The sequence below is a fragment of the Eubacterium sp. SB2 genome (assembly GCF_001244405.1).
Taxonomy (GTDB): domain Bacteria; phylum Bacillota; class Clostridia; order Lachnospirales; family Lachnospiraceae; genus Faecalicatena; species Faecalicatena contortus_B.
In genome coordinates this window covers 1570445-1590384 of record NZ_LN865153.1, presented here as the reverse complement: position 1 = coordinate 1590384, position 19940 = coordinate 1570445, and the positions used below count along the sequence as shown (strand labels likewise).

Genomic DNA, 19940 nt, shown 5'->3' with positions numbered 1-19940 from the left:
GCTAATCCTCCAAGATAATCTGAAATAACTCTGTAATCTCTTCATTGCTCATTCCACAGCTTCTCCCCTTCCTGATCGCTTTTTCCAGGTCGGCTTCCACTTCTTTCTTCTTCTCCTCCAGCATCAGTTCCTGATTCGCACAGGCTACAAAGCTTCCCTTTCCATGGACGGTTACGACAAACCCTTCCTGTTCCAGGGCATCATAGGCCTTTTTTACGGTCAGTGCACTGACTCTCAGATCCTTCGCCAATGTTCTGACAGACGGAAGCGCTGTATCTTCTTCAAGTTCCCCCTGCATAATCTTATTTCTGACCTGTGCTACGATCTGCTCGTAGATTGGCTGCATGGAAGAATTGTTAATTATCAGCTTCATTTTCTCCCTCCTTTGTCTACAAACAGTATATAACAGTATAATACTGTTGTCAACTGTTTTATACTGTTTACTCAAAATAGTGAGTTGCTTGGTTACCGTTCAGACCGTGCCGTGCACCCTGCTGCACGGCATCGGAGCCGATGAAGTGATGGTTTCGGGGCATCTGGCTCTAACATCAAAAAATCTGGCAAGACCTTTCCGTCATTACCAGATTCTTTCCTCTATCTCATACCTTATATAAGGCACAAAAACCGCTATCTTGCCAGCAGTTTCTCAGCCTTTCCCCGAATCCGCTGGAGCGCATTGTCTATGGCTTTAGGACTTTTTCCCAGCAGTTCGGCTATGGTTTTATAATCCGTTCCCATCAGATGCAGATACAACACATGGTTTTCCAGGGCACTGAGATTTCCTTTCAGTTCCTCCACAAAGACCTCTGTCATCTCTCTGCCAAAATACAAAGTCTCCGGATTATTTTCCACGACAGGTTCTATCGTATCAATCAGAGGTATCTTTTTTTCCTCATCCGTGCCTTCCCCGGCCTCATACAGGGAAATATAAGAATTAAGCGGCATATGCTTTTTTCTCTTGGATGCCTCTATTGCCGTATACATCTGCCGGGACACACACAGTTCTGCAAAGCTGGCAAAGGAGGCGCCCTGAGAAGGACTGAAGTCCCGAACTGCCTTAATCAGCCCTATCATGCCTTCCTGTATCAGATCTTCATTCTCACCGCCTATGAGATACATCGCTCTCGCTTTTTTACGAACCATGGATTTATACTTTACCATCAGATAATCCATAATTTCCGAATTACCTTTTCGAAACTCCAATATCAACTGTTCATCTGCAATTGTATCATATTTCTCCATCGGCCTTTTCCTTTCCAACGGTAATTCTCTGCTCTATTGAAAACCACGCCCTTTTAGCGCATTCTCTGCCGGACAATCTCGTAGGACAGCACTCCCGCCGCTACGGATGCATTCAGAGAGTCGATCTCTCCTTTCATAGGAATGGCGGCAATAAAATCACACTTTTCTTTTACAAGACGTCCCACGCCTTCCCCTTCGCTCCCGATCACAAGTCCGATAGAGCCGGTCAGATTCAGTTTGTACATGGATTCACCGCCCATATCCGCACAGACGAACCACATACCCCGTTCCTTTAATTCTTCCATTGTCTTCGCCAGATTTGTTACCTTCGCCACCGGCGTATAATTCAGCGCGCCTGCGGAAGTCTTTGCCACTACAGCTGTCAGGCCCACTGCCCTGCGTTTTGGTATGATAACACCATGGGCCCCCGCCAGATTCGCTGTACGGATGATTGCCCCCAGGTTATGCGGGTCTTCTATATTATCCAGCAGAATAAAAAACGGGTCCTCACCCCTTTTTTCTGCAAGTTTAAACATATCTTCGATATCGGCATACTCGTATGCAGCAGCACAGGCGATTACCCCCTGATGCTTGCCTGTTTCCGAAAGCTGCGACAGTCTTTCCTTTCCCACAAAATTTAATATGGTATCGTGCTTTTTCGCCTCCCTGACTATTGTCCGTATCGGACCGTCCTGGCACCCATCCAGTATGAATACTTTATCAATTGGCCTGCCTGACCGGAAAGCCTCCAGCACTGCATTGCGGCCTTCAATTATCAGCGTATTGTCGTTTTGTTCTCTTTCATTTCTATTATTTTCCTGCATTATACTCTCCATTTATATCCAAAGAAATCACGGATGTTCCCCTGGTCTTTGACTTTACTGTTTCGCTTACATATCATTCAGGCTGTCCAGTCCTGCTTTTACCAGAGCCATGAGCCTTTCATAATCCTTTTTCAGATACAGGTACCCGAGCAGCGCCTCAAATCCCGTTGCCCTCCTGTAATCCGTGATGGACTGATTCTTTGCCGGTGATACAGATTTGGCATTTCTGCCCCTTCTGTAGATGGCATGCTCTTCTTCTGTCAGGTGCTGCTGCATTGTGCGCATCATCAGCGACTGGGTGGAAGCCTGTACAAATCTGCTTGTCTCTTCATGCAGTTTATGCACCTGTTTATTTCCCCGGCTGATAATCATAGACTTGATAACCAGATCATAGACGCAATCCCCGATAAACGCCAGAACAAGAGGTGAATAGCTGTCAGCATCCACCTCTTGAAGATTTAATACTTCCGTTATATAATCATGAAAATCTAAACTTATGCTTTCTTCCATTTTACTCCTTCTCGGGTATCCTCCAGAACGATTCCTCTGGAGAGCAGTTCGTCCCTGATCTCGTCTGCTCTGGCAAAATTTTTCGCCTTTCTCGCAGCCTGGCGTTCTTCAATCAATGCTTCGATGTCTTCTGCCAGCATCTCTTCGTCCTTCTCCACGATGATTCCCAGAACATCTGTCAGCTTAACAAGCAGATCCAGCAGATTCTGCAGATATTCCGCTGAGCTTTCACCGTCTGTATTTGTATTGATATATTTAACGAGCTCGAATACAGAGGAAATTGCGTCTGCCGTATTGAAATCATCGTCCATCGCCCGCTCAAAGCTGTCAACATATTCCTGTGTTTTTGCAAATGCTTCCTTCTCCGCGTCTGTCATATCCTGCACTTTCGCATTGCCCTTCAGGAATTTTAGATTGTCAGCCGCGGTTATGATTCTCTCCAGTCCCGTTCCGGCAGCGTCCATAAGCTCTGCGCTGAAATTCAGCGGACTTCTGTAATGCGCGCTGAGCATGAAAAATCGCAGAACCTGCAGGTCATATTTTTCGCTGATCTCCCTTACGGTAAAGAAGTTTCCCAATGATTTTGACATTTTCCTGTTGTCAATGTTCAGGAATGCGTTGTGCATCCAGTAACGGGCAAATTCTTTGCCGTTCGCAGCCTCACTCTGGGCAATCTCATTCTCATGATGCGGGAATATCAGATCTTCCCCGCCTGCATGAATATCGATCTGCTCCCCCAGATATTTTTTAGACATCTCAGAGCACTCGATGTGCCAGCCCGGACGTCCTTCGCTCCATGGAGACTCCCATGCCGGTTCGCCTTCTTTTTTGGGCTTCCATAATACAAAGTCCAGAGAATCTTCTTTTTCGTCCTCCCCCGTTACGAGGAGTGAACGGCCGCCGGATTGAAGGTCATCCAGATTCTTATGGGAAAGTTTTCCGTAATCTTTGAACTTTCTCGTGCGATAATATACCGTTCCGTTTTTCTCGTATGCAAATCCCTTCTCGATCAGTGCTCCGATCATATCCACCATACCACAGATTTCTTCTGTTGCCAGAGGATGCTTTGTGGCGGGTTTCACGTTCATGCCTTCCATATCTTTCTTACATTCTGCAATGTAGCGTTTGGAAATCTCATCCGCAGTAACGCCTTCTTCGATTGCTTTTTTGATGATCTTGTCATCTACATCTGTAAAGTTGGAAACAAAATTCACATCGTATCCTTTATATTCAAAATACCTTCTGACCGTGTCAAAAACGATCATCGGCCTTGCATTCCCTATATGGATAAAGTTATAAACCGTAGGCCCGCAGACATACATTCTGACTTTGCCTTCCTCTATAGGTACGAATTCTTCTTTTCTTTTAGAAAGTGTATTATATAGTTTCATCTGATTTCTCCTCTTTCTTTTCATTTTCTCTGCATCCGCTGCACTGTGCTTCTGCCGGCTCCGTATTTTCCGCAAATTCATCGCTGTCCGGCAGCATACAGCGCATATGCTTCTCCATCTCTTTCAGCTGCTTATACAGGCGTATGTTATCATTCTGAAGCTCCCTGATATCATTCAGAACCGGGTCAGGCAGATGTATCTGGTCCATATCCGTCCTTGGTACCTTCTGATCTCCCATCCTCACGATACGTCCCGGCACGCCCACTACAGTACAGTTCGGAGGCACCTCCTCCAGCACAACCGAACCTGCCCCGATCTTAGAATTTTCCCCGATCGTAAAAGACCCGAGTATCTTAGCCCCTGCGCTGACCATGACATTATCCTTTAGCGTAGGATGCCGCTTTCCCTGCTCTTTTCCCGTCCCCCCCAGGGTCACGCCCTGATAAAGTGTTACATTGTCGCCGATGATCGTCGTCTCCCCGATAATCACGCCGCTTCCATGGTCAATAAACAGCCCTTTCCCAATGGTGGCGCCGGGATGTATCTCAATCCCAGTCTTTCTCGCAGCCTTCTGTGACATCCATCTGGCCAGGAAATAATGCTTCTTCAGATACAGCTTATGTGCAACTCTGTACCTAAGTATAACTTTAAAACTCGGGTAAAGCAAGACCTCCATATTAGATTTAATCGCAGGATCCCGCTCCCGGATGACCTGAATCTCATTCTTAATATAAGATATAATTCCCATTTCATGATCCTCCATACCAATCGCATACAATGTTTACCAGCTTCGTATTCATTTTAATCCGCGCTTTACAGCGGAAGCAATCTGTAAACTTCTAGTTTAAGGCCATTCCGGGCACCCCCTCAATCCACTCTGTCCGCAGGACATTTCAAAGGAACAGCCTTTCTAACAAAAAAGACCCCGTCTCCTGTTAGAGACGAAGTCATATCCGCGGTTCCACTCTATTAAAAGAATTACTTCTTTCACTCACTGCATGTAACGTATGCCAAACGTATTCCGCTACTCACAGCCACCCGCCGCGTTTACAGAATCAGCTCCCGGACGCACTTCACAGACTCCTCCTTTAGGACCACTTACAGCCGGTGATGGTCCCTCTCTGCAATCTCAGAATCAGCTACTCTTTCCGTTCATAGCCTTTCACAAAATCAATATAGATATATCTTATGCAAAAAAGGGGGATTTGTCAACTGAATTTTGGGACGCGAGGGGGGAACGCCTGTCCGGGGAGAGGCGGATGGAATCCCTTATTTGAGCTCACATTTCTCCCGCACCCATTCCCCAACGCAAAGCCTGCCAAAATCCGCAGCTCCCGCAGAAGCCCTCCCGGGAGTGTTTAGCCATTTCCCATTTGATGCGCCCAGCTAAGTAAAAGGTGAGTCCGGTTCGTCCGCCGGGGCTGTGTGTGCCTTTTCTATAACCGTAGAGTGCGCGCTAGAATCCCTTAGAGAAAAAACAGGGACCAGGGAGGGCAGAATTTGTTTTCCGAAACAAATTCTGTTGCCGCCGGCGGCGCGAATGCATCGGCATTCGGGCCAACTGCGGCAAGTCCCTCCCTGGTCCCTGTTTTTTCTCTTAGGGATTCTCAGCAAACGGGTCGGATATAGAAAAGGCACACACAGCCCCGGCGGGCGAACCGGACTCACCTTTTACTTAGCGCCCCGCCGCCAATCCCTCCAACCTAACACCCCAAGCTCACACGATTTCGTTAAGGCAGAGGGGGCATAATGGCTCTAATTTTCCCAGTTCCTGTTTCAGCCGTGGTGTAAGTATTACGCCTTCTTCCCGGCCGATTTCATCTAATGTCTGGTACCCGAACAGCAATGCAGTCAGGGCGTCTATTGTGAGTACTCCTTCTGAGTCCTCTGTTTCAGAGACCTGTATGTCCGGGTTCTCCGCGCTGCTCTTCAGCCTCCAGACTCTGCTGTTTTTTGTGATGATGGAATCGAGTACTGCAAAGGAGCAGTTTATTTCCCCGCCTGCTTTTGCCCTCATAGATGACAGAAGTGTCTCCAGGTGAAGAATACGTACCATAATGAGGGGGACTTTCCTGCTCCGGACATGTTCTCTGTCTGCGTATATCTTTGCAGGAGCGCTATGTTCTGCCCGCATCTGGTATACGGCTTTCTGGAATTCAGCTTCGAATCCGGGCAGGTACAGAGGCTCACGGATCTCGAGCGTATCCTCTTCTCTGGCAAACGCGAACATTCCAACTATATCGTCGTCATGCTTTAATAGTTTTACACCGCCGTTTTCACTCTGCTGCTCGAATATCATCGTCTGGTAATACTGGTCGTCCCGCACGGCGCAGACCTGATATTCTGCAGCAAAATGGGTGTTAAAAAATACGGCCATCGCGCCGGCGTCTGATAAAACGGCGTCCGACATGGTGACCTTCATGGAACCTGGCTCTCCGCAGGATTCCTCCTTGATCTGCGCGTAGACAAACCGGAAATCATAAGGCCTGTATATGGCCTCCGCTGCGGGCATGAGGAACGTAAATGGCTGCTTCTGTTCATACATGTCCATCATAGAGGCTTTGAGCAGACGGCCCATATAGCCCCTCTTTCTGTACGCCTCCTCCGTTGCCACGGCAATGATATAATTGCATAACTGCTGTGTACCGCCGATCCTCATCATGTAGGGATTGAGCTGGAGCATGGAACGGATGGCCCCATCCTCCTCTATTACATAGATCTGATTGTCCCTGGTCTTAATAAAGTAATAGTAGTCCAGAAATGCTTTGCTGTCTTCCGGAAATACCTTCTCCCACAGCGCTCTTGTCCTGCTGTGTTCACTGCTGTCAAGCTTTCGAAGCTGCATTTTATATTCCCTCTTTTCTTACTTCCTGGGACAGCCCTTGCAGCCCTCGCATCCATTTGGATTGGGGGTCACATCGTAGCTGCTGTAGTTCATAATCTTTTCCAGAGCACACACCGCCTGAGAGGAAATCCCCGCTCCGCGCCCTGTAAATCCAAGCCCCTCTTCCGTTGTTGCCTTGATATTGACCTGGTCAGGCATAAGATTCAGTGCATCCGCTACATTCTTTATCATCTCATCTATATATGGGCGCATCTTGGGCTGCTGCGCAACAATGGTTGCATCAATGTTCTCAATCACAAACTGCTTTTCATCCAGAAGTGCTGCTACATGTTCCAGCAGCCTGATGCTGGAAATGCCTTTGTACTGCGGATCTGTATCCGGAAAATGCTTTCCGATATCCCCCAGTGCCGCAGCTCCGAGAAGCGCATCCATAATGGCATGTACAACCACATCTGCGTCCGAATGCCCCTGAAGTCCCTTCTCATATGGTATCTCTACTCCTCCGAGAATCAGCTTTCTGTCTTCGACCAGCCTGTGTACATCATATCCCATACCTACACGCATGTTCTGTCTCTCCTTATTCATATTCTATTTTTCTTCGTCGTCAGTCTCTTCCATTGATTCTTCCGTGGTATCCCCGTTTAGATCTATCAGTGTATCTGCAGGTGTAACTGTGTCCTGGGCTGCATCGTCCTTCATAGCTTCTGCAGTTTTCGTTCTGTTATTCTTCTCACTGTCATCATTTGGATTCGCTTTTCTGTCATCTGAAAAATCCGTCTCCCTGGAATCTGCATCTTTCTCCTCGTAAGGCATTTCCTCTTCAGACTCCTCCTCGGTATCTTCCTCTTCTGAAGAAGTCTCCTTCTCAGGATCTGCTTCTATTGTATCTGCAGAATTGTCTTCCTCTGAAGATGTCTCTTCCTCATTCTGCAATTTGTTTCTCATTGCGATTACGCTTTTTGCGGATATAATCACGATCACCGCCCCTATCACAATAAACAAGATACCTGCGGTCATCATAAACACCATGTTTTCGGGTCTTTCAGTCAGCATCCCGCTTACGATCTGGTACCCCAGATAGATCACATACAGGCCGGCTACAATTCTCAACACGAGCCAGGATTTTTCATTCATTTGTTTGTCCTCCGTTTCATTTTTCATTCTCTGATTCTAACATACTTAGATAAGTATTGCCATAATCAGACACAAAAAAGCTCCGGAAATTTCCGAAGCTTCTCAGTAGCGGAAACTGGATTTGAACCAGCGACACCACGGGTATGAACCGTGTGCTCTAGCCAACTGAGCTATTCCGCCATATGAAATTTTAGAAAGTTATGGGACCTATAGGGCTCGAACCTATGACCCTCTGCTTGTAAGGCAGATGCTCTCCCAGCTGAGCTAAGATCCCATATTCTCCCGGTCTGCGTTTAAGTGTTTGTCTCACCCGCAACCCGCTTTGCTATTATACTATTATTTTTCATCAAATGTCAACACCTTTTTTCCTATTTTTTCAAATTTTTTTAACAAATCAGAAACTTCGTCCGGCGCTGCACATGGTACCCCTTATAAACACGGGCCGTATCCCATTTTTTAATATTTCATATCGCGGATACGGCCCCTTTTATTTAGAATAATTTAGATCTATTTGAAATATTTCACACCGGATTCAAAGATTTTCATGTCCTGTTCTCCGTAAATATTTATGGCAACCGAGTTGTCTCTTCTCTCTGAATGCGCCATCTTGCCAAGCACACGGCCGTCCGGGCTTGTGATTCCTTCGATTGCGCGGTAAGAGCCGTTGACATTCCACTCTTCATCCATGCTGATCACGCCGTCAATGTCACAATACTGTGTCGCAACCTGACCGTTGGCAAACAGTTTATCCAGCCATTCTTCACTGGCAACAAAACGCCCTTCCCCGTGGGATGCCGGATTCGTATACACGCCGCCAAGAGACGCCTCCTGAAGCCATGGAGATTTATTTGTCACCACTTTTGTGTATACCATCTTTGAGATATGGCGTCCGATGGTGTTATAGGTCAGTGTCGGAGAATCCTCCTTCTGGCCTGTAATGGTTCCGTAAGGCACAAGCCCCAGTTTGATCAGGGCCTGGAAGCCGTTGCACACACCAAGGGCAAGTCCGTCTCTCTCATTGAGCAGTTTTTCTACCGCCTCTTTGATCTTGGCATTCTGGAAGGCTGTAGCGAAGAATTTGGCAGAACCGTCCGGTTCGTCACCCGCGCTGAAACCGCCCGGGAACATGATCATCTGCGCCTGTGTGATGGCATTTTCGAACTCTGCCACTGAATGACGGATGTCTTCCGCATCCAGGTTCTTAAATACTTTCGTTATCACCTTCGCGCCTGCGCGCTCAAAGGCTCTCTTGCTGTCGTATTCACAGTTGGTTCCCGGGAATACCGGGATGAATACGGTTGGCTGCCCGATCTTATGGCTGCATATATGGATATCCTTTGTATCATATAATTTGTCTTCCAATACTTCTTTGCTGTCTGCAGAAGATCTTGTGGCAAATACCTTCTCCAGGGTCTCTGTCCAGGCCGTCTTCGCCTCGCTCAGAGTGATCTTTGCATTCCCATAGCTGAATGTACCGTCGTCTGTCACCTCACCGATGACGGTATAACTGATTGCCAATTCTCCCACCTGATCAGCAGGCACTTCCGCAACCAGATCTCCAAATGCCGGCGCAAACAGTTCTCCGGCATCCATGCTGTGCTCTATCTTTAGCCCAAGCCCGTTTCCAAACGCCATTTTGCTGACGGCAGCCATCACACCGTGACGGTCCAGGGCATATGCGGATACAATTCTGCCATTGTGTATATCGCTCTCGAACTTTCCGTACTGATCCATCAGCCGGCCGTATACAGGGAGGTCATATCCATCCTTCTCGATTCTCATCCATACCAGCTTATTTCCCGCCTTTTTCAGTTCCGGGGTAATGATATCCTTCTCCGTTGCCATATCGACAGCAAAAGAAACCAGAGTCGGGGGCACATCAATATCCTGGAATGTTCCAGACATACTGTCCTTGCCGCCTATGGAAGGCAGGCCGAATCCCAGCTGTGCGTCATAAGCCCCCAGCAGAGCCGCAAAAGGCTGGCTCCATCTTTTCGGGTCTTCTGTCATTCTGCGGAAATATTCCTGGAACGTAAAGCGGATCTTCCGGTAATCACCGCCGGCCGCCACGATCTTAGCCACGGATTCTACGACTGCGTAAACGGCACCGTGATACGGACTCCAGCTGGAAAGATAGGGGTCAAAACCATAGCTCATCATGGAAACACTGTCTGTGCTGCCATTTTGCACCGGCACCTTAGCAACCATAGCCTGTGTCTCTGTCATCTGGTACTTTCCGCCATGCGGCATAAATACGGAGCCGGCGCCGATAGATCCGTCGAACATCTCCACAAGCCCCTTCTGGGAGCATACATTCAGATCGCTCAGCATATCAAGCCATTTTCCTCTTACATCCTGCACGTCTTCCTTTATAAAAATTGTATCTTTTTTATTCGGAATCTCCACCTCGACGGATGTCTCCTGATGGGCGCCGTTCGTATCCAGGAATGCACGGGAAATATTAACGATCTCTTTTCCGCGCCATGAAAGTACCAGTCTCGGGGCCTCCGTAACCACTGCCACTTCAACGGCCTCCAGATTCTCTTCCTTTGCATAATCCAGAAATTGTTTTACATCTTTTGGATCGACAACAACAGCCATTCTCTCCTGAGACTCTGAGATCGCGATCTCAGTCCCGTCAAGACCGGCATATTTCTTCGGTACCTTGTCCAGATCTACCCGGAGCCCGTCCGCAAGCTCTCCGATGGCAACTGAGACACCGCCCGCACCAAAATCATTGCATTTTTTAATTAGGGCACTGACTTCTTCTCTTCTGAATAAACGCTGGATCTTACGCTCTGTCGGCGGGTTACCCTTCTGCACCTCTGCACCGCAGGTCTCGATAGACTCTTCCGTGTGGACCTTGGAAGAACCGGTCGCTCCGCCGCATCCGTCGCGCCCTGTGCGTCCGCCAAGGAGAATGATGATATCTCCGGGATCTGAAGTCTCTCTGATGACTGCACGTCTGGGAGCAGCGCCGAGAACTGCGCCGATCTCCATACGTTTTGCCACATAGTCCGGGTGATAGATCTCCTTGACCGCTCCGGTTGCAAGGCCGATCTGGTTTCCATAGGAACTGTAGCCCGCAGCGGCTCCCCGTACCAGTTTCTTCTGCGGCAGCTTTCCTTTTAAGGTATCCTTTACAGACACGGTAGGATCTGCTGCTCCGGTCACACGCATCGCCTGGTATACATAGGTCCTCCCTGACAGCGGATCGCGGATCGCACCGCCCAGACAGGTCGCAGCCCCGCCAAAAGGCTCGATCTCAGTCGGGTGGTTGTGTGTCTCATTTTTAAAATTAATCAGCCACTCCTCTTCCGCGCCGTCTACCTTGATCGGCACAACAATACTGCAGGCATTGATCTCCTCAGACTCTTCCTGATCCTGGAGTTTCCCTTCCTTTTTCAGCTTTCTCATCGCCATAAGGGCCAGGTCCATCAGGCAGACAAACTTGTCCTCTCTGCCGGCAAAGATTTCGCTGTGGTCTTTGAGATATTGTTTGTATGTATTTACGATGGGTGCTTTATAATCGCCCTCGCCAAAGGTAATCTCCTTTAATTCCGTGGAGAAGGTGGTATGGCGGCAGTGATCTGACCAGTAGGTATCCAGCACGCGGATCTCCGTCATCGTCGGGTCTCTGTGCTCTTCTCCGCTGTAGTACTTCTGGATATGCAGGAAATCTTTAAACGTCATTGCCAGTCCCAGTGAATCATAGAGCTTCTTCAGCTCCTCCTGGGGCATATTCTGGAATCCGTCAAATACTTTAACATCCTCCGGTTCCTCAAATACTGTGACCAGAGTCTCCGGTTTTTCCATCCCGGTTTCCCTGGAATCCACCGGGTTGATGCAGTGGTTCTTAATCGCACCAAATTCTTCTTCCGTTACGGTTCCTTCTATTACATAAGTAGTCGCAGTGCGGATGATCGGCTTTTCATCTTCCTTAATAAACTGCACGCACTGTTCTGCTGAATCCGCCCTCTGGTCAAACTGTCCCGGGAGATATTCTACTGAAAATACATGGCTCTCCTCTTTCATCGGAAAACTTTCCTGATAAAGTGTATCAACAGGAGGCTCTGCAAATATCCCACTGCATGCTTTTTCAAAAGTGGTATCGGAAAGATTCTCCACATCATAGCGGATCAGGACGCGTACATCTGTCACCGTCTGAATTCCCAGATAGTGTTTAATCTCATGCCGCAGTTCCTTAGCTGAAACAGCAAATTCCGGTTTTTTCTCCACATAAACACGTCTTACATTACTCATAAACGATCTCCTTTGCATTTTATTCTGCCGCAGTTCACTGCGCACATTTTAATTTCATCTTACTTGTTCTGCAGCATTGCTGCAAATCTGCCCGCCAGAACATCAGTAGTATCGTGTCCTTTTGTCAGCTCTTTTCTATCCTATCACATTTTTTCTCATTAGTACAATTAATATAATTAAACTTATTAATTAGTACAGTTAATCTTTGACTTTTTTCTCCATATCATGCTGATGATCAGCAACACTGCAAGTCCAGCTATAAAGAGAACACCAATTCTAATAACCATATCGGAAAACAGGCCTTCCGGGAGCATTCTGATCATATAATCCTCGGCCGGATCAAACAGCCACAGGTCGTTTGTAAAGAAAATCTCATGAAATTTTGTGAAGGCAGCCGAAAAATCCCTGGAAAATAAATACGCCAGAAGAGCCGTTCCCGCCGCCGTTAACCCCAATGCGATCTGAAACGCCCTGGGAATCAGATACTTCCACCTTGCCTTTGTCGCAATCAAAACGGCAAGACAGATCAGCAATACTGCAGCAGCCCAAGTCCTGAGGCGCAGCCCTCCAATGAAAAGTCCCTGCACATCCGCCATATGCAGCTTATCCTGTTCATTAAAGAAATCCTGTTCCTTCCCCTCCACTGTAATGATCACCTCCAGATTCTCCCGGTCCCCCTTTAGATAATCCATCATCTCATGGGTCACATACATCACATCCTCCATCTTCATGTCCAGATCCGGGAGCACATCGTATTTCTCATACTCTCTTTCATAAAAACTGAAATCCGCGTACATCGCTGCCTGAAAGCTCGTGATCAGAAGGATCAAAATTACAGACAGCGATAGTATAACGCCCAATACCCAATGTACTTTTTTCATCCTGCCATCTCCTGTCGTACCATACCTTATTGATTTCGAATATCCAGCCTGTCGAAGACATCTTCGTCAGATTATGATTCAATAAGTACAGATATTATTTTATTTAACGTTTTTATTTTATCATAATACCGATTGTAATTCATCTCAATTTGGCTTATAATACAAGCAATACTTATTAGGAGGTCTAATAATGGATATCAATTATGAACTGTACAAAGTATTTTTTCATGTTGCATCCACCCTCAGCTTTTCGGAGGCGTCAAAACAGCTTTTTATTTCACAGTCAGCGGTCAGCCAGTCCATCAAAACACTGGAGCGCAAGCTGGACCAGACTCTGTTTATCCGCAGTACCAAACGGGTCCTTCTGACCCCGGAAGGTGAGATTCTGCTTCGGCATATCGAACCAGCCATGCATCTGATTCAGCGGGGTGAGGCCCAGCTGCTGGATGCCGCTTCCACGGGAGGCCAGATCCGCATAGGGGCCAGTGACACGATCTGCCGTTATTTCCTGGTTCCATATCTTGAAAAATTTCACAAAGCATTCCCCAGCGCACACATCAAAGTAAACAACCAGACCTCCATCAAATGTGTGGAAATGCTGGAATCCGGCCAGGTTGACCTGATTGTTGTCAACTACCCCAACAACTATCTGAGCAACGTCTCCTCTATTAAGAAAATCAAAACATTCCGGGATGTATTTATCGCGAACGAATCATTCCATGAATTGAAAGAGAAGAAGCTAACCTATAAACAGCTTTCCCAGTATCCGATCCTTATGCTGGATAGGCACAGCACAACGAGTGAATTTCTCCATCGGTTATTCCAGCAGCACCAGCTGGATCTGGTTCCGGAGATCGAGCTGACCAGCAACGACCTGCTCATCGACCTCGCCCGCATCGGACTGGGCATTGCTTTTATCCCCGATTACTGCATGACGGGCGGGCAGAAAGGTATTTTTGTTGTGGAGACCAAAGAGGAACTGCCGGAAAGAGAACTGGTCATCGCTTATAACGAACAAATGCCGCTCACCAGGGCCGCGGAAGAATTTTTAAATTATTTTTAAGAAGGAAAAGCCCATGAATCATAAAATATTGTTAGTAGATGATGAAAAGGATATTGTTGACCTGATTGAGGAAGTGCTGCGTCGGGATGGCTTTCAAAATATTGAAAGGGCATATACTGGGGCAGACGCCGTAGAGCTCTGCAAAACCTTTGATCCGGATGTTATCGTTCTGGACATTATGCTTCCTGACCTGGACGGGATCGAGGTATGTAAGAAAATACGCGGATTTTCTTTTTGCTCGATTCTATTTCTGTCTTCCAAAAACGATGATATCGACAAGATCCTGGGGCTGTCCAGCGGCGGGGATGACTATATCACCAAGCCTTTCAGCCCCAGGGAAGTCGTATTCCGGATCAAGGCGCAGCTCCGCCGCCAGCAATATCAGGCCTCCATCCATACCCCTGAAACGGAAACGGTTGCTGCGAGCAGCCTTTTCCTGGACAGAGAAAGCTGCCGCATTCTAAAATCCGGAAAGGAGTTAAGCCTTACAGGCCGTGAATTCCTGCTCCTTGCCTATCTGATGGAAAATGCAGATAAAATCTTAAGTAAAGAACGCCTCTACGAACATGTATGGGGGGAATACAGCAGTATCTGTGATAATACGATTATGGTGCATATCCGTCATATCAGGGAGAAAATCGAGGATATTCCATCCAGCCCCAGGCAGCTTGTAACAATAAAAGGGCTGGGTTATAAGCTGAAGAAAAGGGTGGATTAAATGAGAAAATCTGGTTACCGCACTGCTTTTCATATATACCTTATCTTTTTACTGGCGCTTCTCGGCGCCCTTATTTTCTCTGCCCTGTTTTTCTTCTCGGTTATCACCGTAAAGTTTCCCGATGGTTCTGTGCAGCGAAGCGATTATCCCAAGGCATTCACAGAGGATTTTGGCAGACAGATTACTTTTATAGATGGTAAACCGCAGATAAAACAGACCGGAATCGAACTGCTCCGTGCAAATCAGGCGGGTATTCAGGTTTTAGATGACAGGGGCGGGGAAATCGCCAGTTATCAGAGGCCTGCGGATGCAAAGACTTCCTATTCTGATGCGGAGCTGCTGCGGCTTTACCGGACAGGGGAGTTTTTCGATACCACTGCGTTTATCGGAAATCTGAATGATAAGGGCAAAGAGTTTTCTTACATCTTGTATTTTCCTGTGAATGTAACAAAAGTCACCATGTTTCTGAATGGCGACAGATTCACTACCGGTAAAACAATCTTTACATTGGGCACAGGAGTACTTATCATGATCCTCCTTGCCGGAGGCATTATATATGGATTCTGGATCACAAATAAAATGAACCACATTTCTGAATGCGTTCGTTCTATAGCAAAGCGTGATTATAACCCTCTCATAATCAAAGGCTCATTCGGAGACGTATATGAAAGCCTGAATCAGCTTGACCAGGATATCCGGGACACCGACAGATTAAAAGAACAGACGGAATCGATGCGTGAAGAATGGATTGCTAATATCACACACGATTTAAAAACACCGCTCTCCCCAATTAAAGGTTATGCGGAGATTCTATTTGAAAACGGCTCCATTACAGGCCCGCAGCTTCATAAGTACTCTGGGGTCATTTTAAAAAATGTCTCTTCCATCGAACAGCTTATCGAGGATCTGAAGCTGACTTATCAATTAGAAAGCGCAATGCTGCCGGTTCAGAGCACAAGACAGGATTTCGTGCGTTTTATGAAAGAGCTGGTCATTGATATATTGAACAATCCCGCATACGAAAACCGTGTTATTCATTTTGAATCCGATCAAGAACCTATCTATTTCTCATTTGATGAGAAGCTGATGGCAAGGGCTTTCCAGAACCTCATCCTCAATTCTTTTACCCACGGAAACAGGGATACCGAAGTTAGTTTGGAGATCACATCAGCGGACAGGATGCTCATAATCGTTGTAAGCGACAACGGGCCCGGCATGAATCCTTCCGAACTGTCCATGCTATTTCAGCGCTACTACAGAGGCGCCAGCTCCGGGCAGAAAACGGAGGGGACGGGGCTGGGGCTTGCCATCGCCAAAAGTATAGTAGAAGCCCAGGGCGGCAGGATCTGTGCAGACAGTGAACTCCATGCCGGAACATCTTTTAAAATAGAATTCCCCATAATGGAGTGAAATAAATTAAGGTTAATTAAGGTTGTGTGAAAATCAGATTAAGGTTGATAGTCTATTATAGTTTTATAATAGCTGTCAGCCTTTTTATGATATAGGAAATTTCGCTGGAATTTCCTATACCATAAAAACCCTCCGGGGGACGTACACGCCGCGATAAGGTATATAGCCGCAAAGCGGCATCGCGGCGGCGCCAAAGCGTGCAAGCCCTTCATGAGTACAGGAATGGGGAATTGAGGCGGGCTTGCCCACTTTGTTCTTGGTAAAACAGTAGTCTATAGAAAGCAGGTGTAAATGTGAAAATTATTTTTAAGTACATTCTAACGAATGTGAAGGAAAGAAAGGTAAGAACGGCCGTCATGCTCTTATCAATTATTCTCTCGACAGTCCTTTTATTCGTTTCCTTTTCGATCGGGGAATCCTACGAAAACGCACAAAGAAAAATGGCCCGCGGAATGTCCGGTACGGCGTCCGTCTCCGTTACTTCCAGGTCCGAAACAAATGTTCTGCAGTTAGAGGACATACCGGATCTGCCGGGTATCAAGGCAAAAGCCGGAATCCTGAAGGGAGACGCTTTATATCATGAAAACGGCTATTATGAATCCATTGATCTGATCGGCTCCGATCTCTCTTTATTGAATCAGATAAACAAACCCCAGCTGTGCGGCGGCGGTGAAATCGAAAATTTCTCCGGCTATCAGGTTATCTTACCGGATCGGTTTACGCAAAAGTATGGCATCGAAAAGGGGGAACGTATAGCACTCCAGATAGACGGCGCTCCTATCGAATTTGAGGTTGCGGCAATTGCAAAGTATGATACCGTTTTTCTGCGTCAGACCAGAGGCGCAACCGCCCTTCTTCCTCTGGATACCCTGGCGGAAATCACCGACTGCCCGGGTTACAGCGAAATTCTGATCGAGCCTGAAGACGGTATTTCCGCAGAATCACTGGCGGCTTCGCTCTTTGGTGAATTATCGGACAGTACATTTACCGTTACACAGATCGTTGACGAGGCATCTATAGCCGCGGGCGCCCGGCAAAAGACAATGCCCTTTTTTCTGATCAGCTTTTTCTCCCTAACCATGAGTATCTTCATTATTTACAGCAGTTATAAGGTCATTACGCTGGACCGTCTGCCCGTCATCGGCACCTTTCGCAGTATTGGGGCAACTCAAAAAATGGTCACCGGAATTTTACTTTTAGAGAGTCTTCTTTATGGCTGTGTGGGAGGCTTTGCAGGCATTCCTCTCGGAATTCTGGTTTTAAGAATGATCCTGCGGGGAATGAGCGGCACATTATCACAGGGCATAGAAATCTCCCCCGTGATTTCCTGGGCTGGAATCTTACTTTCCCTTGCGGCGGCAGTGATTGTCACATTGCTCAGCGCATGGATTCCTGTCCGAAGGGCCGGGCGGCTTCCTGTAAAAGCGGTCGTCTTAGGGGTTGTGGTGGAACAAAAAGCCTCCAGCCGTTTTATTATGGGGACCGGTGCCGTTCTGTTTGTCATTTCGGCCGTACTCCCCTATCTGTTTTCCGGAACATTGCTGTATATTGCCGGAGGTTTATCACTGCTTGGGCTGATCGCAGCGGCGATTCTGGTCATACCGCTTGTCACGAACCTGCTTTCAGGAATCCTGGAAAGAATATACGCGGTCCTCTTCAAAAACGAGGGTATGCTCGCCGCAAGAAATATGAGGAATAATAAGAATTTTACACAGAACATCACCCTGCTGTTTATCAGCATATCCGCAGTGATTGCCATTACGGTAGTGGGAGGGTTTGTAAATACTTACATCACCGATGTCTTTAACGGCGCCGAACTGGAGGGATTTGCCGACGGGGAAATGGATGACGTTTTTATAGAAACAGTAAAAGAGATAGATGGAATCGATAAGGTGCTGCCTCTTTATGTTTTCAATAATCAAATAAGAAGCGGGGACATCACATTTACGCGTTTGGAGGCCACCGATCATTTAAACTGGTATAACTCCATGTTCAATCTCAACTACACCAAACACAAAATGAAAGAGCAGGCCATCGAAGATTTTGAAACGCAGCGCTCCATCCTATTAAGCGAGGACTGTTTAACCCGTACCGGATATGCCGTTGGAGATCATCTAACCTTATCAGACAGCGGCGGGGACTATTCCTATCTCGTCGCAGGAAGTTTTAAATCAAGGGCAACCGATGTGGAGGCCATTATTCCTTCCCGCTATGCCATTTCCGATTTTCACCCGTCCGCCTTCCATTTTCTGGCTTATACCGCCGCGGATCCAAATGCGGTCATGGTTCAGATCCGCAGCCTGTTTGGCAATACCCAAAACTGGAGCAGAACCGTAGAGGAGTTCAATTCTGACGCTCATACCACCGTCGGTGCGTTTCTGAGACCCATGCAGAGTATGACTTACTTCATACTGCTGCTGGCAGCAGTCGGTAACATTAATAATCTGCTGATCAACTATATACAAAGGCGACGGACCATTGCCATGTATAAGTCCGTCGGATTAAGCAACAAACAAAACACAAAAATGATGGTAATTGAGAGCTGCACAACCGGAATGATTGGGGCCTTAATTGCTATACTGGTCTCCTATCTGGAAATAAAAACAATATTTCTAGTGGCAGGCCCCAGGATTTCCATGCAGCCGGAGCTGGATATTGTAACATTTCTATCAGCCGGGGCTATGGGAATAGCCGTAACTTTAGTAAGTTCCGTCGTTCCTATTATAAAAACCCGTAAAATGAAATTAGTAGAAGAAATCAAATTTGAATAAAAGGAGATCTGACAGATGAGGACAATGATCAACGATACCGCCATTGAAGGCAGAAATATAATCAAAGACTTTTATATAGGCGACACACCAACACGGATTCTAAAAAATATATCCCTAAAAGTCAGGAAAGGGGACTTCGTCTCCATTATGGGTCCTTCCGGCTCTGGAAAAAGCACATTACTCTACATCCTGGGCGGTCTTGATGTGCCAAGCAGCGGCTCCGTATATATGGACGGGACAGACATTTCAAAATTTGACGACCATAAAATGAGTATCATACGCCGTCGTAAAATCGGATTTGTATTCCAATTTTATAATCTCATCCCCAACTTAAATGTAGAGGAAAACGTCATGCTGCCTCTGCTGTTAGATGGAAAAAAGATGAAAGATTACAGAAGCCGGCTGGATGAAATCATTGAAACTGTCGGGCTGACAGAAAGGAAAAAACATACACCCAGAGAGTTATCCGGGGGCCAGCAGCAGCGTGTAGCAATCGCGCGGGCTCTTATTGGAAATCCCGAGATATTGTTTGCGGACGAACCCACCGGGAATTTGGACAGCAAAACAGGTGGTGAAATCATGGAATTACTGCATTCCATCAATAAACATACCGGCCAGACTATCATCATGGTCACACATTCCGCTGAAGCGGCAGAACGCAGCGGCCATATCATTACGATAAGGGACGGAGTGAGGTGCGTTGATTAATTTGTAGGGGCCTCTATCCGTCCGCAAGGCTGAATCTTGCGGACTAATATCTGGTTTTTGTAGTATGTAGGGATGGAAATTATTAAGAAATTATAAAATTAGCACTCACCTATTGACAGTGCTAATAATCATGTGATATATTACATGTAGAACAAAGATAACAAATTGATTTTTAGGAGG

The 19940-nt window shown here is 46.9% G+C and carries 16 protein-coding genes, 2 tRNA genes and 1 other annotated feature; of the genes, 5 read left to right on the top strand and 13 right to left on the bottom strand.

What is annotated here, in order from left to right; genetic code table 11:
* Position 1: 1 nt before the first annotated feature.
* The 13 genes from BN1938_RS19410 to BN1938_RS19350 form a co-directional block, all read right to left on the bottom strand.
* Positions 2–373 carry a GntR family transcriptional regulator gene (locus BN1938_RS19410; protein ID WP_050642107.1) on the bottom strand — a complete coding sequence of 124 codons (372 nt, stop codon included), beginning with the start codon at positions 371–373 and terminating at the stop codon, positions 2–4.
* Positions 374–627: 254 nt separating this feature from the next.
* Complete coding sequence (locus BN1938_RS19405; protein WP_050642106.1) at positions 628–1242, bottom strand: sigma-70 family RNA polymerase sigma factor; 615 nt, start codon at positions 1240–1242, stop codon at positions 628–630.
* 53 nt (positions 1243–1295) lie between these two features.
* Complete coding sequence (gene rlmB, locus BN1938_RS19400; RefSeq protein WP_050642105.1) at positions 1296–2066, bottom strand: 23S rRNA (guanosine(2251)-2'-O)-methyltransferase RlmB; 771 nt, start codon at positions 2064–2066, stop codon at positions 1296–1298.
* Positions 2067–2132: 66 nt separating this feature from the next.
* The gene (locus BN1938_RS19395) at positions 2133–2576 is read right to left on the bottom strand and encodes a Mini-ribonuclease 3 (RefSeq protein WP_050642104.1); all 444 of its coding nucleotides are present in this window, start codon (positions 2574–2576) and stop codon (positions 2133–2135) included.
* Positions 2561–3967 (bottom strand): cysteine--tRNA ligase, encoded by a 1407-nt coding sequence (gene cysS, locus BN1938_RS19390; protein WP_050642103.1) that lies wholly within the window; start codon positions 3965–3967, stop codon positions 2561–2563. Before cysS ends, BN1938_RS19395 begins: the two co-directional genes overlap by 16 nt.
* A complete protein-coding gene (gene epsC / locus BN1938_RS19385; protein WP_050642102.1) occupies positions 3954–4715 on the bottom strand; it encodes a serine O-acetyltransferase EpsC in 762 nt (253 codons plus the stop codon). Before epsC ends, cysS begins: the two co-directional genes overlap by 14 nt.
* Before the next feature lie 186 nt (positions 4716–4901).
* Positions 4902–5132 (bottom strand) — a binding site (T-box leader).
* A 552-nt stretch (positions 5133–5684) separates the two neighbouring features.
* The gene (locus BN1938_RS19380) at positions 5685–6812 is read right to left on the bottom strand and encodes a GNAT family N-acetyltransferase (protein WP_050642101.1); all 1128 of its coding nucleotides are present in this window, start codon (positions 6810–6812) and stop codon (positions 5685–5687) included.
* An 18-nt stretch (positions 6813–6830) separates the two neighbouring features.
* Positions 6831–7376, bottom strand: a complete 546-nt coding sequence (gene ispF, locus BN1938_RS19375; protein WP_050642100.1) for a 2-C-methyl-D-erythritol 2,4-cyclodiphosphate synthase — start codon at positions 7374–7376, stop codon at positions 6831–6833.
* 24 nt (positions 7377–7400) lie between these two features.
* Complete coding sequence (locus tag BN1938_RS19370) at positions 7401–7946, bottom strand: hypothetical protein (protein ID WP_050642099.1); 546 nt, start codon at positions 7944–7946, stop codon at positions 7401–7403.
* Positions 7947–8052: 106 nt separating this feature from the next.
* Positions 8053–8126: transfer RNA gene (locus tag BN1938_RS19365), tRNA-Met, on the bottom strand.
* Positions 8127–8147: 21 nt separating this feature from the next.
* Positions 8148–8220 (bottom strand) — tRNA-Val (locus BN1938_RS19360).
* Positions 8221–8453: 233 nt separating this feature from the next.
* Positions 8454–12209 carry a phosphoribosylformylglycinamidine synthase gene (locus BN1938_RS19355; protein ID WP_050642098.1) on the bottom strand — a complete coding sequence of 1252 codons (3756 nt, stop codon included), beginning with the start codon at positions 12207–12209 and terminating at the stop codon, positions 8454–8456.
* A gap of 185 nt (positions 12210–12394) precedes the next feature.
* The gene (locus tag BN1938_RS19350; RefSeq protein ID WP_050642097.1) at positions 12395–13090 is read right to left on the bottom strand and encodes a TIGR01906 family membrane protein; all 696 of its coding nucleotides are present in this window, start codon (positions 13088–13090) and stop codon (positions 12395–12397) included.
* Positions 13091–13280: 190 nt separating this feature from the next.
* Here BN1938_RS19350 and BN1938_RS19345 point away from each other — a divergent pair, with 190 nt between their 5' ends.
* The 5 genes from BN1938_RS19345 (at position 13281) to BN1938_RS19325 (ending at position 19760) form a co-directional block, all read left to right on the top strand.
* Positions 13281–14153 carry a LysR family transcriptional regulator gene (locus tag BN1938_RS19345; protein WP_050642096.1) on the top strand — a complete coding sequence of 291 codons (873 nt, stop codon included), beginning with the start codon at positions 13281–13283 and terminating at the stop codon, positions 14151–14153.
* A 13-nt stretch (positions 14154–14166) separates the two neighbouring features.
* Entirely contained in the window at positions 14167–14871 is a 705-nt protein-coding gene (locus BN1938_RS19340; protein WP_050642095.1) for a response regulator transcription factor, read from the top strand.
* Positions 14872–16281, top strand: a complete 1410-nt coding sequence (locus BN1938_RS19335) for a HAMP domain-containing sensor histidine kinase (RefSeq protein WP_050642094.1) — start codon at positions 14872–14874, stop codon at positions 16279–16281. It begins immediately after the preceding gene.
* A 293-nt stretch (positions 16282–16574) separates the two neighbouring features.
* The gene (locus tag BN1938_RS19330; RefSeq protein ID WP_174518421.1) at positions 16575–19052 is read left to right on the top strand and encodes an ABC transporter permease; all 2478 of its coding nucleotides are present in this window, start codon (positions 16575–16577) and stop codon (positions 19050–19052) included.
* Between the two features lie 15 nt (positions 19053–19067).
* Positions 19068–19760, top strand: coding sequence for an ABC transporter ATP-binding protein (locus BN1938_RS19325; protein WP_050642093.1), 693 nt, complete (start codon positions 19068–19070; stop codon positions 19758–19760).
* The last annotated feature ends 180 nt before the right edge of the window (positions 19761–19940 follow it).